Origin of the sequence: Streptococcus sp. LYSM12, assembly GCF_004569635.1 — a bacterium.
Lineage (GTDB): Bacteria > Bacillota > Bacilli > Lactobacillales > Streptococcaceae > Streptococcus.
Genome location: NZ_SPOZ01000038.1, coordinates 1 through 13,418 on the forward strand (window position 1 = coordinate 1; position 13,418 = coordinate 13,418).

Here is a 13,418-nt window from a genome sequence, read left to right on the forward strand (position 1 = left end):
TATATTGAGTTTTACAATACACGACGCTATCAGACCAAATTAAATAACCTGACTCCTATAGAATTCAGGAATCAGGTTGCTTAATATCTTTTATTATTTGACTGTCTACTTGACAGGGAGCCGTTCAGAACCTGTATTTACAAAAACAATCGCTCTATTAACGAGCTTATTGGAATCGGTAAAAGAAGCTACCAAAGCTGCAAAGTGCAACGTAAAATAGAAAGTTGACAAAGTGTTGGCTGAACACGAGGGAGTTTCTACCTTACAAATAAAGATTTGGAAATGTTACGTTTATGCGTCTGTCGCGGCTGTTTAAAATGAAAGCTAGCTATTTACATCAAGTTATGGTACAATGAACTGTATGCCATTTTGGCGAATTTGAGAAAGAGATTTGTATAGTATGAGAAAAATTGTGATCAATGGTGGTCGTCCGTTGAAAGGGAGTGTGACTATCAGCGGAGCTAAAAACTCAGTTGTGGCCTTAATTCCAGCAATTATTTTAGCAGATGGCATTGTAACTCTGGACGGAGTACCTGAGATTTCGGATGTCAATAGCTTGATTGATATTATGGAGACAATGGGAGCTATTGTCAAACGTAGTGGAGAGTCCTTGGAAATTGATCCTCGTGGTGTCAAAGACATGCCCATGCCATTTGGTAAAATCAATAGTTTGCGCGCTTCTTACTATTTTTATGGGTCTTTGCTCGGTCGTTTTGGACAAGCTATCGTGGGCTTGCCAGGTGGTTGTGACTTAGGTCCGCGTCCGATTGACTTGCATTTGAAAGCTTTTGAAGCTATGGGAGCAACCATGACCTATGAGGGTCTCAACATGCACCTATCTGCCAATGGCAAACGTATCCATGGTGCCCATATCTTTATGGATACAGTGAGTGTGGGTGCAACGATAAATACGATGCTTGCAGCAGTTAAAGCTGACGGTCGTACGGTGATTGAAAATGCTGCCCGTGAACCAGAAATTATTGATGTAGCCACGCTCTTGAATAATATGGGAGCCCATGTCCGCGGTGCGGGTACGGAAGTGATTACCATTGAGGGTGTCAAGAAGCTACATGGCACGCGTCATCAGGTCATTCCAGATCGCATTGAAGCAGGAACCTATATTGCCCTTGCAGCTGCTGTAGGTGAGGGGATTCAGATTGACAATGTCCTCTATGAACATTTGGAAGGCTTTATCGCAAAATTAGAAGCCATGGGTGTTCGTATGACAGTGTCAGAAGATAGTATTTTTGTAGAAAAGCAAGATAAATTGAAAGCAGTTAGTGTCACAACATCTCCATACCCAGGATTTGCGACAGATTTGCAACAGCCGATTACTCCTTTGTTGCTAAAGGCAGCAGGTACAGGTACTGTTACAGATACAATTTATGAAAAACGTGTCGGTCATGTACAAGAATTGGCAAATATGGGAGCAGATATTCGTATTTTAGGCAGACGAATCAGCTACCAAGGCCCCAATAAACTCAATGGTACTCGCGTAAAAGCGACTGACTTACGCGCAGGAGCTGCCATGGTCATTGCAGGATTGATGGCCGAGGGTCGAACTGAAATCACAAACATTGAATTTATTCTTCGAGGATATTCAAATATTATTGAGAAACTAAAAGACTTAGGAGCAGATATTGAGCTCATTGATGCAGTTGAATAGGCTCTTAACAGTAAGTGAGTAGGGATAATCGAAGATATGGGGACGATTATCCCTACTCACTTTTTAGTAAGGATAGAAGATGATAATTTGGGAACGACTGGCACAGTACGCGAACTTTGAGACAGAGCGTCTACTGCTTCGTCCTTTTGCCTATGATGATCGAAAAAATCTGCACTTGATTCTCTCCAATCCTCATAATACGAGCTATATTATGCCTAGTATGATGACAATTGAAGAAACGGGCAGTTTGTTGGTTCAAGCTTTTATGCGCTCTCCACTAGGCATTTGGGCGATAGAGGACAAAGAAACAAGGCAGATGATTGGTTGCATTCGTTTTGAGAACATTGATGAGCGAGAAAATGAAGCAGAAATAGGCTATTTTTTGCACCGAGTCTTCTGGGGTAAAGGTTTTATGACGGAAGCGTTGCAAACCCTGGTTTATCTTGGGTTTGCTCAGGTTGGTTTTCATACGCTACGCTTATTGACACATTTGGAAAATAGGGCTAGTCAGCGCGTAGCAGAAAAAGTCGGTTTCCAAAAGTTTCGCCAGTACAAGGGCAGTGATCGCTACAGTCGGAAAATGCGTGAGTATGTGGAATTTCAGCTATTTGCAAGGAATTATAAACAACTAGAAGAGGAATGAGATGATTACGATTAAATCACAAAGAGAAATTGATGCCATGAATCGGGCAGGAGATATTCTTGCGAGTATTCATATTGGACTTCGTGACTTGATTAAGCCAGGTCTTGATATGTGGGAAGTAGAAGAGTACGTTCGTAGACGCTGTAAGGAAGAAAACGTTCTCCCCTTGCAGATTGGTGTTGACGGTCACTTAATGGACTATCCCTATGCTACTTGTTGCGGATTAAATGATGAAGTGGCCCATGCTTTCCCGCGCCACTACATTCTAAAAGACGGGGATTTGCTCAAGGTTGATATGGTTTTGAGTGAGCCAATCGATAAAGGAATTCTCGATGTTTCTAAATTAGACTTCAACAATGTAGCACTCATGAAGAAATACACAGCTCCTTACGCAGGTGGTGTCGCAGATTCTTGCTGGGCCTACGCTGTTGGTCAAGTCAGCCAAGAAGTTAAAGATCTCATGGATGTGACCAAGGAATGCCTCTACCGAGGAATTGAGCAGGCAGTTGTTGGGAACCGCATCGGAGATATTGGTGCTGCTATTCAAGAGTATGCAGAAAGCAAGGGATATGGTGTGGTTCGTGACTTGGTAGGTCACGGTGTGGGACCCACCATGCATGAGGAACCAATGGTCCCTCATTACGGTCGAGCAGGCCGTGGACTTCGTTTGCGCGAGGGTATGGTCTTGACCATTGAACCTATGATTAACACAGGTACTTGGGAGATTGATACCGATGAAAAGACCGGCTGGGCGCATAAAACCTTAGACGGTGGCTTGTCTTGCCAATATGAACATCAATTTGTCATTACAAAAGATGGTCCTGTGATTTTGACGAGTCAGGGAGAAGAAAGAACGTACTAATCTGATTGTATAGTCATTTCGTTTATATTTTTATTACTTCGTTCACTCGTCTTGCTGTACTCCAGTACTACCTGTGACTCGTTGCCTAGTACTAAAAATAAACGAAATGGCTATAAAAGGAGGAACAATGAACAAAGAGAAGCTCTGGAGTAATTGTAGGTCATTTGTTACCTCTTTTTTGACCTTTTATAAGTCGGCTGAGCTTGATTTGACAGGGGTTGCTGTGGCCTACTATCTGATTATCTCGGTCTTTCCGATTTTATTGACCCTGGCCAATCTCCTGCCTTATTTACAGATTGATGTCAAGCAAATTTTAGATGTATTGGTCGAGGTTTTCCCTGAAAAACTCTATCCGACAGTGGCAGATATGGTTGTCAGTATCCTGACCCGTCCATCCTCGTCTTGGTTGGGAATTGCCATTGTTACCACACTTTGGACCCTTTCAAAAAGTATGGCGGCACTTCAAAAAGCAGTCAATAAGGCTTATGGTGTTGGTCAACATCGGGATTTTATCATCAGTCGTATAGTAGGAATGTTTTTAGGAATTGGATTGCAGGGGATTATTATTTTTAGTGTGATGATGTTAGCGTTTGGGAAAACCCTACTGCAGTTAATGTCCACAAAATTTCATTTCGATCCCCTGTTTGATAACCTCCTCAGTCAGACTCAGCTAGTGGCTTACATCGCACTCTTTCTGGCTCTCGTCATGCTTTATTTTTTCCTCCCTAATGTTCGTATCAAAAAAATCCGCTATGTTTTGCCGGGCTCCCTGTTTGTCCTGGCTGTAATGGCAACAGTAGGGCAAGTTTTTGGAATTTATATCGATTCTTATGCCAATCGTTTTTTGGACTTCCGTCTTGTCACTTCGGTCATTATTTTAGTCCTTATGCTTTGGTTTATCTTTGTGGCTAATATATTGATTATTGGAGCAGTTTTAAATGCAACTGTACAGAGCTTGCAGGTGGAAGAATTTGCTCCTAGACCTGGCGATGTGATGTCCATTTTCTATCGTCTTAAAGCACGATTTACAAGAAGAAATGATACCAAGAAGAACTCCTAAGATTAGGAGTTCTTCTTGGTATTTTGAAAGACAAATGTTTTGCTTAGAATATAGTTTAGCACGATGACAAGCACTTGTGAAATGAGGGTTGCCATGGCATTAATACTGGAGGGGTTCTGGTTGACAAATTGCCCAAGGAGTTGTGGAAAGGCATCTACTAGAATATAGGCTAATACCATATCTAGCAGCAAGGTTGTAATCCTTGCAGAGATGAATTTGAACAGGCGTGTTTGCCAGCCAGCCCATTGTTGTTTGAAAACAACTTGGTCATTCGTGATAAAGGCAAAAAGGATAGCTAGGCAGTTGGAGATAAAGACAACTGTTAGAGTATGGGGAATAACAAAGAAGAGGCTGGTCCTTGTGATAATATAGACGAGGGTTGAAGCTACTCCAAAAAATAAATAGGCTAGAATTTCATTGTTAAAAAATGCTTGTATATACTTTTTCATATCTTTAGTCTATCATATTCTTTCAAATTATGCTATACTGGGAACGTTGTGAACATGAGAAGTCTGATGACAGGCATAAAACGAATAATTGGAGTGTAAGCTTACTCCTCAGAAAAAGAGAGATAGGTGCTGTGAGCTTGCTCACTGTACAGATATGGCATCTTTTAAGGGGAGATATAGTCTTTTCGTTTCCTTTTCGTACTAGGCAAGGAGCTGCAGGCTGTACTGGAGTACGGCAAAGCGAGTGAACCAAGTCATAAAAGAGAAACGAAAGGATTATACTTGTTTCAGCTTTAGCTGTTTACAGGTGAGTGTAGCTTTAAGGAGATTGGAAGTACTGTAAGCGGAATGAGTTAAGGTGTAGCTATCTAGTTCTTACCAGTATTTCATTTGTGAACCCCCAAGCGATCCTCTGCTTATACCTCATGGTGAAGATGCCAGCAACTTTTGTTGCCTCCTTCATTTTTCGTTTCCTTTTTTACCAGCTTCACATCTTCCTACAACCCTTGGCGCTTCCTTCCTTTAGCCAAGCATATTATACGCGGTTTAGCCGCCAAAGGAGATTTACATGAATCAAACAAAATGGACGGTCCGTGACATGGCACAGATTGCCTTGGTTGCGGCTCTTTATATGGTACTGACAGTAGTGCCACCACTCAATGCGATTGCTTACGGGCCCTACCAGTTTCGCTTATCGGAAATGTTAAACTTTCTGGCCTTTTATAATCGTAAATATCTAGTAGCTGTTACGATTGGCTGCATGATTTCCAATTTGATTGGATTTGGTGTCATTGATGTATTTGTAGGTGGGGGCTCGACTCTCGTATTTGTAACTCTGGGTGTTTATTTCTTAAAAAAATACCAGAACGAGTATGTATGGAACGGTGTTCTAAACAAGGCTTTTTTATACTTTTCTATTTTCTTTTCAATGACCATGTTCACTATCGCTCTTGAATTGCACGTTTTGTACCAAAGTCCATTTCTAGTGACGTGGTTTACGACTGCTGCGGGAGAATTCGCTTCTCTTATTGTGGGTTCTCTCATCATTGATCGTCTAGCTCAGAGGATTGATTTTACAAAATAAAGAGATACATTGGGAATAGGCTTCGCTCGTGAGGATAAGGAAATTGCTTTTCCTGTGTTTGAATTGCTGGATTCGGGCTACATTAAAATTTTGGTATAGCAACCCTAACTATTTCTATTTTTCCGCACGTTTCAAAAAAAAAAGAAACTGGGCAAGTCAACCATGATGCCTTGCCCTCACTCATAGCCTAATGAAAACAGACAGCCCTTACTAAGACTATCATCTTAGTGAGGGCTTTGTGGTTGATATCGTCATTTCGTTTATTTTATCACTTCGTTCACTCGTCTTGCTGTACTCCAGTACAGCCTGCAGCTCCTTGCCTAGTACTAAAAGTAAACGAAACGGCTATACATGATTGGGCGTATCATCGCAGATATTGTCATTTCGTTTATTTTATTACTTCGTTCACTCGCTTTGTCGTATTCCAGTACAGCCTGCAGCTCGTTGATAACCGAAACGGCTATACATGATTGGGCGTATCATTGCAGATATCGTCATTTCGTTTATTTTATTACTTCGTTCACTCGCTTTGCCGTATTCCAGTACAGCCTGCAGCTCCTTGCCTAGTATCAAAAGCAAACGAAACGCCTATACCAATCCACTCTACCAAAAGCACCAACATTGACATATATATATATGCAACAAAATACAACTAGGTTGTGGTAGATACTATTCGTCAAACAGTAGTTCTTCCGAAATCTTTCACAATGCTCATTGAGAAAGCTAGTCAGCTATTGGTGTAGGGGATTGAAATGATGAAAGTAGGGATATCTCAGAATTTCTATAGGACAAAGACGGGACAGCTTTTAGGGTGACTGTACATTTTCTACCTCTCAATCATCATTATTTTTTACAAAGGGAAATACTTCATGTCGTCAACTTATAGATGTATCCTCTGTGAAGCGTTTGGAGCCTACAGGCAGGGTCTGGACATTTTCATTTCATACCTGCGTCATGGAATTTTTGTCTGACTCTTTTTTCTTTCTCCTATCCATGATATAATGATGATTATGGAAGAAAAATATTTGAAAATAGCCCAGGATTTGGGTGTTCATTTAAAACAGATTGAAACAGTTTTATCCTTGACAGCAGAGGGCAATACCATTCCTTTTATTGCTCGTTACCGTAAGGAAATGACAGGGAATCTGGATGAAGTAGTCATCAAGTCTATCATTGATTTGGACAAATCTTTGACAGCTCTTGCAGAGCGCAAGCTTGCTGTTTTAACCAAGATTGAGGAGCAGGGAAAATTAACCGATTCGCTACGTAAGGCGATTGAAGAAGCTGAAAAGTTAGCAGATGTAGAAGAGCTCTATCTACCTTATAAGGAAAAACGCAGGACCAAGGCGACTATTGCACGAGAAGCAGGCCTCTTTCCCTTGGCACGTCTTATTTTGCAAAATGTTGCAGACTTAGAAACGCAGGCTGCCTCTTTCGTATGTGAGGGGTTTGACACGGCTACTGCTTGTTTGGCGGGGGCGGTAGATATTTTGGTTGAGGCTATTTCAGAAGATATCAAATTACGGGCCTGGACCTACCATGAAGTCTTGCAACATTCTAGTCTTCAGTCACAATTAAAAGACCAAGAAGCCGATGAAAAGCAAGTCTTTCAAATGTACTACGATTTTTCTGAAAAAGTGGCTAGTATGCAAGGATACCGCACACTCGCTCTCAATCGTGGAGAAAAATTGGGCGCCTTAAAAGTTTCCTTTGTACACAATATCGAAAAAATTCTTCGCTTTTTTGAAGTTCGATTTCCGCAGAAAAATGCTTATATTACCGAAGCTATTACTCAAGCGGTCAAGAAGAAAATCGTGCCGGCAATGGAACGCCGCATTCGGACTGAGTTGACTGAAACAGCTGAAGAAGGAGCGATTGTTCTCTTTTCAGAGAATCTCCGTAATCTTCTGTTAATGCCACCATTGAAAGGAAAGATGGTGTTGGGATTTGATCCGGCCTTTCGGACAGGTGCCAAATTAGCGGTAGTAGATCAGACTGGAAAACTGTTAACAACTCAGGTCATTCATCCCGTTAAACCAGCTTCTCAAGCACAAATTGCTCAAGCTAAGGAAGAACTGGCAGACTTGATTGGTCAATACGGCATTGAAATCATTGCGATTGGAAATGGGACGGCTAGCCGGGAATCAGAGAGTTTTGTAGCGGAAGTTTTACAAGTATTTCCAGATGTTCGCTATGTGATTGTCAATGAAAGCGGAGCATCGGTTTATTCGGCTTCTGAAGTAGCACGGCATGAATTTCCAGATTTGACAGTTGAAAAACGTTCTGCTATCTCTATTGCCCGCCGCTTGCAAGATCCTCTTGCAGAGCTGGTGAAGATTGATCCCAAATCAATCGGTGTCGGTCAGTATCAGCATGATGTCAATCAGAAAAAACTATCTGAAAGCCTTAATTTTGTAGTTGATACGGTGGTTAACCAGGTAGGTGTCAACCTTAATACTGCAAGTCCTGCCCTCCTTGCTCATGTAGCTGGTCTGAATAAGACTATTTCGGAAAATATTGTTAGGTATCGGGAAGAACATGGCGTTTTGACTTCGCGAGCTGAGCTAAAGAACGTTCCACGTCTGGGCGACAAGGCTTTTGAGCAGGCAGCTGGTTTCTTGCGGATTCCTGAAGCTAGTAATTTCTTGGATAATACAGGGGTTCACCCGGAGTCTTATCCAGCTGTTCAAAAACTATTTGATTTGCTAGGTATTAAGAACTTAGATAGGGAAGCACAGGAAAAATTAACGGCTGTTCAAGTGACTGAGATGGCTACAGAACTTGGTCTCGGTAAGGAAACCTTAACCGATATTCTGGCAGATTTGCTCAAGCCCGGTCGGGATTTACGGGATGATTTTGCAGCGCCGGTTCTTCGCCAAGATGTTCTTGATTTTAAAGATTTGGAAATCGGTCAGAAATTAGAAGGTGTGGTTCGTAATGTAGTTGACTTCGGTGCTTTTGTTGATATTGGCATTCATGAAGACGGTTTGATTCATATCTCTAATATGAGCAAAAACTTTATCAAACATCCGAGCCAAGTAGTTTCAGTAGGAGATTTAGTAACGGTTTGGGTCCACAAGTTAGATACAGTTCGTGAAAAGGTTAATCTGAGTTTGGTGCCCCCTCATGAATCTCACTGATTATGTTCAACAGATTTCGCGTGAAGATTTTGGAAAAGAATTTCGCCACCAAGCCCATTGGAATCATCGATTGAAAACGACGGGTGGGCGTTTCTTTCCGAAAGAGGGGCATTTGGATTTTAATCCGCGTTATTATCAAGCAGACCAAGACTTATTTCGGAAAATCGTCCGCCATGAGCTTTGTCATTATCATCTTTATTTTGAGAAAAAAGGCTACCGACATCAGGATAGGGATTTCAAGGAGTTGCTAAGGCTAGTGGATGGAGTTCGTTATGTGCCACCGCTTGCATCGTTTGATACAGTGACTTATCTCTATAGCTGTCAACAGTGTGCTCACACCTATCCACGAAAACGGCGCGTGAATACGGCCAAATACCGATGTGGCAAATGCCATGGCTTACTAAAATTCGTTGGTAAAAGAAATCAGTCCTTGGGCTGATTTCTTTTGGCATCTCTATGATATAATAGAAGAGAATTGAGGTGAGAAGATGGCACGAGAGCCACAGAAACGATTGATTGAATTATATGAAAAAGGTATTCTGACAAAGGCAGAAGCACGTGCCTGTTTTTTAGAGTTCGATGAGGAGCCGGACTGTTTAGCGGAGAGGGAAAAACCGCGCTTGAGTTTTACGCTTCCGAGCTTGAAAATTTTTTCTTCGTCCAAGTTGAAACAAGACTATGTCTTTTCGGATATTGAATCCCTTTTCATTAGTATACCAGAGGGAAAAATTGCCATTATGAAAAGTAAGTCTGGTCAGGTTCAGATCCATTTAGTCTATCCTCAACAGACCAATCAAGCCTTTTTACCTCAGATTTATGTTGAAAATCAAGGATTGCATTTTGCTTCCAATCTTCCTTGTCACATGACGATTTGTCTACCAAATCAATGGATGTCGATTTTGAATTTAGAGTTGGGAAGAGCAGATGCGAGATTAGACTATCTTCCATTTGAAGATATTTCTATTCATAGTGTGACGGATAAAAAACAACAGGATATCCGCATTACAACTATGAATCAGATGTCTCAGCACCTCTTCTTACAACTCGTAGAAGCGCCGATTTATTTACAGGTACCCAAATATCAGGGGTTGCGAGGTAAGGTTGAAAGTTCAGTCGGTCAGCTGGTGATTAATAAGAAAAAGAAGACCAGTCCTTATTTTTGCGAAAAGAAAGGAGAGAATCTTCTCCATCTTTATATCAAAACAGTGACCAGCCCAATTATCGTGAAAGGAGTACAACATGTCACTCGGATTTTATAAACAGCGAAGCAATAAGCTCATCTCTGGCGTACTAGCAGGTTTGGCTAGCCGCTTTCATTGGGATTTGAGCATTACACGGATTGTTTTTGCTATCATTTGTTTGCTTGGGCGTCCAGGTTTGCTTGCTATTGCAGCCTACATCCTAGCTGCTGTCCTACTTCCTTTTAAAGAGGATGTTGATGCAGAACGCTATGGAACAGGACCTCGTAAGGTAAAAGAAGCAGAGAAAATTTATAAACATAAATAAGAGGAAAGAGAAGAGTTGATGTTTTAAAATAACTCTTTTCTTTCCTTTTTGTCTTCTCCTCCTATCTTGTGGTATAATAGTCTGTAAAGAAATGTGAGGTATATGATGGCAGTTTTTGTCAAAGATTTGATTGATAATGTGCGTGTGAGTAGTGCCTATAGTACAGACGCATTACTTGAAAAAGAGATTGCTACATCTGATATTACACGTCCAGGGCTTGAGATGACAGGCTATTTTGACTACTATGCTCCAGAGCGGATTCAGCTAATAGGAATGAAAGAATGGTCTTACTTAATGGCAATGACCTCCCACAATCGCTACCAGGTCTTGCGGAGAATGTTTCAGCCTGAGACGCCGGTAGTGATTGTGGCACGTGGTTTGGAAATTCCTGAGGAGATGTTTCAGGCAGCGAAAGAAAAAGGAATCGCTGTTTTCAAAAGCCAGACCGCAACCAGTCGTTTGGCAGGTGAATTGTCTTCTTACTTGGATTCTCGCCTTGCACAACGTACCAGCGTTCATGGAGTGTTAATGGACATTTACGGTATGGGAGTATTGATTCAAGGGGATTCAGGAATTGGTAAAAGTGAGACAGGTCTTGAATTGGTCAAACGTGGACATCGTATTGTTGCTGATGACCGTGTGGATGTCTATGCCAAAGATGATGTGACCCTTTGGGGAGAGCCAGCCGATATTTTGCGCCATTTACTCGAAATTCGAGGCGTGGGCATCATTGATATTATGAGCTTATACGGAGCGAGTGCTGTCAAGGAATCGTCAGAAGTACAGCTTGCGATTTATCTTGAAAATTATGAAACAGGCAAGGTCTTTGACCGTTTGGGGAATAGTGGAGACGTGATTGAAATTGCGGGTATTGCCATTCCACAGATTCGCATTCCGGTAAAAACAGGACGTAATATCTCTGTTGTGATTGAAGCTGCAGCGATGAACTATCGTTCAAAGCAAATGGGCTTTGATGCGACTAAGGAATTTGAAAAACGTCTCGCTCGATTAATTGAAAGCAATAAGGAGTAACCAATGATTGATCCAGTTGCTGTAACATTAGGACCACTTGAAATCCGCTGGTATGCCTTGTGTATTATTACAGGTTTGGTACTGGCAGTTTTTCTGGCCTCCAAGGAAGCACCGCGCAAAAAGATTTTGGCTGAGGATATTTTTGATTTTATTTTGCTTGCCTTTCCACTAGCCATTCTCGGAGCAAGGATTTACTACGTAGCTTTTTCTTGGGACCTTTATAAGGACAATCTCCTTTCTGTTTTTGCCATTTGGGAGGGGGGAATTGCTATTTATGGTGGTCTATTGATGGGGTTCATTGTCCTTGTGCTCTTTACCCGTCATCGATTTATTGAAACTTGGGACTTTCTGGATGTAGTAGCACCGTCTGTTATGATTGCTCAAGCGATTGGACGCTGGGGAAATTTTTTCAACCAAGAAGCTTATGGAGCAAGTGTCACACACCTTGATTATGTACCAGACTTTATTCGCAAGCAAATGTATATCGATGGGAGCTATCGGACCCCGACTTTCTTATACGAATCCTTGTGGAACCTGCTGGGTTTTGTCCTGATTTATGTGCTACGTAGACACAAAAGACTGCTCAAGCAGGGGGAGATTACGCTCTTTTATCTTGTCTGGTATGGGGCTGGTCGTTTTGTCATTGAAGGTATGCGGACGGATAGCTTGATGCTTCTAGGTTTACGTATTTCCCAATGGCTTTCGGCCTTGTTAATCGTCCTTGCTCTTATCCTAGGAATCTATCGTCGCAGGAAAGACCTGCCTTACTATCAAGATTAAGAAAAGGAGATTTGTATGTTGATTGAATTATCTGTTTTTATTGTCGCGGTAGCGCTTGTTGCTGTTGCGGTCTACATTATTCTCTTGTTAAAGAAAGTGTCAAATGTGGTGGATGAAGCCCAACGAAGCTTGACTATTTTAACGAGTGATGTCAATGTAACTCTTTACCAAACCAATGAATTATTGGCCAAAACAAATGTTCTAGTAGAGGATGTGAATGGTAAAGTTGCTACGCTGGATCCGCTATTTGTAGCAGTCGCTGATTTGTCAGAGTCGGTATCAGATCTCAACACTTCTGCCCGTGATTTGACAGTCAGAGCCCGTACAGTAGGTCAACGGACCGTTAAAGCGGGCGGAGCTTTGGCAGTCATTAGTAAATTATCTTCCATTTTAGGAAAGAAAGGGGAAAAACATGGTTAAAAAATCTAGTATTTTCACAAGCGTCTTGTTAGGTGCAGCAGGTGGAGCTGCTGCGGCAGTGTTTCTTGCTACTAAGACTGGGCAGGCAGTAAAGCAAAAAGTGGTGAACTTTGCTAAAGATTACCAGGATAATCATGAAGAAATCAATGCAGAACTGATTCAAAAAGCACAAGATTTGGGTCAACAAGCCGTTGATAGATATGAGTCTGTCAAGGGGCAATTAGAGTCAGGTGAGTTGACAGTTGATCATCTTGTGCAGTCTGGCAAAGAAAAAGCGCAATTTGTCAAGTCGCAATCGTTGGAAAAATTTGAGCAAATAAAAGAAAAAATTGCCGAACAAAACGTAACGACAAGCGATTTGGTGGAAGCTATTAAAGAAAAAGCTAGGGCAATTCCCTCTGCAGAAGTACTAGCAGAAGAAGCTGCTGTTACGACAGAAGATATCGAAATTGACTTGCCTGGGTTAGAAGAAGAATAAAAAAATCCGCAGTTGCGGATTTTTTGGCTCTAGTCATTCTGCTTTAAAACAGGCGTATATATAAACATACTTAAATAAAGGAAGTGGCTCTCTGACTTCATGTTTTATGGTGCTTTTCATCGTATTTATGGAGGATGACCTGCTTTTTGACAGGTATGACGTTTGTATAGTAAAATGAAGTAAAAACAGTACATTTGTGATATCATGTTTTTATGGCATATTCACTAGATTTTCGTAAAAAAGTCCTCGCATACTGTGACAAAACTGGTAGTATTTCTGAAGCATCTGCTGTTTTCCA

The 13,418-nt window shown here is 41.5% G+C and carries 15 protein-coding genes and 1 riboswitch; of the genes, 14 read left to right on the forward strand and 1 reads right to left on the reverse strand.

Annotated features, from left to right (window positions below):
- The first annotated feature begins 400 nt into the window (after positions 1 to 400).
- The 4 genes from E4T79_RS10050 (at position 401) to E4T79_RS10065 (ending at position 4,231) form a co-directional block, all read left to right on the forward strand.
- Positions 401 to 1,666 (forward strand): UDP-N-acetylglucosamine 1-carboxyvinyltransferase, encoded by a 1,266-nt coding sequence (locus tag E4T79_RS10050; protein WP_135029922.1) that lies wholly within the window; start codon positions 401 to 403, stop codon positions 1,664 to 1,666.
- Positions 1,667 to 1,745: 79 nt separating this feature from the next.
- Complete coding sequence (locus E4T79_RS10055) at positions 1,746 to 2,309, forward strand: GNAT family N-acetyltransferase (RefSeq protein ID WP_135029925.1); 564 nt, start codon at positions 1,746 to 1,748, stop codon at positions 2,307 to 2,309.
- A gap of 1 nt (position 2,310) precedes the next feature.
- Positions 2,311 to 3,171: a methionyl aminopeptidase gene (locus E4T79_RS10060; protein WP_135029927.1), complete on the forward strand. Its 861-nt coding sequence runs from the start codon at positions 2,311 to 2,313 to the stop codon at positions 3,169 to 3,171.
- Between the two features lie 127 nt (positions 3,172 to 3,298).
- Positions 3,299 to 4,231, forward strand: coding sequence for a YihY/virulence factor BrkB family protein (locus E4T79_RS10065; protein ID WP_135029929.1), 933 nt, complete (start codon positions 3,299 to 3,301; stop codon positions 4,229 to 4,231).
- 2 nt (positions 4,232 to 4,233) lie between these two features.
- Here the strand turns inward: E4T79_RS10065 and E4T79_RS10070 are convergent, their stop codons facing one another.
- Positions 4,234 to 4,680 (reverse strand): GtrA family protein, encoded by a 447-nt coding sequence (locus E4T79_RS10070; RefSeq protein WP_135029932.1) that lies wholly within the window; start codon positions 4,678 to 4,680, stop codon positions 4,234 to 4,236.
- Positions 4,681 to 5,157: 477 nt separating this feature from the next.
- Positions 5,158 to 5,251: riboswitch (PreQ1 riboswitch) on the forward strand.
- On the opposite strand from E4T79_RS10070, the gene E4T79_RS10075 reads away from it, so the two are divergent.
- From E4T79_RS10075 to E4T79_RS10120, 10 genes are all read left to right on the forward strand, one after another.
- A complete protein-coding gene (locus E4T79_RS10075) occupies positions 5,249 to 5,764 on the forward strand; it encodes a QueT transporter family protein (protein ID WP_135029934.1) in 516 nt (171 codons plus the stop codon). (Overlaps the previous riboswitch by 3 nt.)
- A 1,010-nt stretch (positions 5,765 to 6,774) precedes the next feature.
- Complete coding sequence (locus tag E4T79_RS10080; RefSeq protein ID WP_135029948.1) at positions 6,775 to 8,904, forward strand: Tex family protein; 2,130 nt, start codon at positions 6,775 to 6,777, stop codon at positions 8,902 to 8,904.
- Positions 8,891 to 9,343, forward strand: coding sequence for a SprT family protein (locus E4T79_RS10085; RefSeq protein WP_135029936.1), 453 nt, complete (start codon positions 8,891 to 8,893; stop codon positions 9,341 to 9,343). Before E4T79_RS10080 ends, E4T79_RS10085 begins: the two co-directional genes overlap by 14 nt.
- Positions 9,344 to 9,392: 49 nt before the next feature.
- Positions 9,393 to 10,163: a hypothetical protein gene (locus tag E4T79_RS10090; protein WP_135029938.1), complete on the forward strand. Its 771-nt coding sequence runs from the start codon at positions 9,393 to 9,395 to the stop codon at positions 10,161 to 10,163.
- Positions 10,144 to 10,410: a PspC domain-containing protein gene (locus E4T79_RS10095; protein ID WP_135029940.1), complete on the forward strand. Its 267-nt coding sequence runs from the start codon at positions 10,144 to 10,146 to the stop codon at positions 10,408 to 10,410. The genes E4T79_RS10090 and E4T79_RS10095 overlap by 20 nt, the downstream gene beginning before the upstream one ends.
- Before the next feature lie 105 nt (positions 10,411 to 10,515).
- Positions 10,516 to 11,442: an HPr(Ser) kinase/phosphatase gene (gene hprK, locus E4T79_RS10100; RefSeq protein ID WP_135029950.1), complete on the forward strand. Its 927-nt coding sequence runs from the start codon at positions 10,516 to 10,518 to the stop codon at positions 11,440 to 11,442.
- 3 nt (positions 11,443 to 11,445) lie between these two features.
- Entirely contained in the window at positions 11,446 to 12,222 is a 777-nt protein-coding gene (gene lgt / locus E4T79_RS10105) for a prolipoprotein diacylglyceryl transferase (RefSeq protein ID WP_135029942.1), read from the forward strand.
- Positions 12,223 to 12,237: 15 nt separating this feature from the next.
- Complete coding sequence (locus E4T79_RS10110; RefSeq protein WP_135029944.1) at positions 12,238 to 12,642, forward strand: DUF948 domain-containing protein; 405 nt, start codon at positions 12,238 to 12,240, stop codon at positions 12,640 to 12,642.
- Positions 12,635 to 13,120, forward strand: coding sequence for a YtxH domain-containing protein (locus tag E4T79_RS10115; RefSeq protein ID WP_135029946.1), 486 nt, complete (start codon positions 12,635 to 12,637; stop codon positions 13,118 to 13,120). The genes E4T79_RS10110 and E4T79_RS10115 overlap by 8 nt, the downstream gene beginning before the upstream one ends.
- A gap of 212 nt (positions 13,121 to 13,332) precedes the next feature.
- On the forward strand, positions 13,333 to 13,418 hold an 86-nt coding region (locus E4T79_RS10120; RefSeq protein WP_135028820.1), incomplete at its 3' end, for an IS630 transposase-related protein.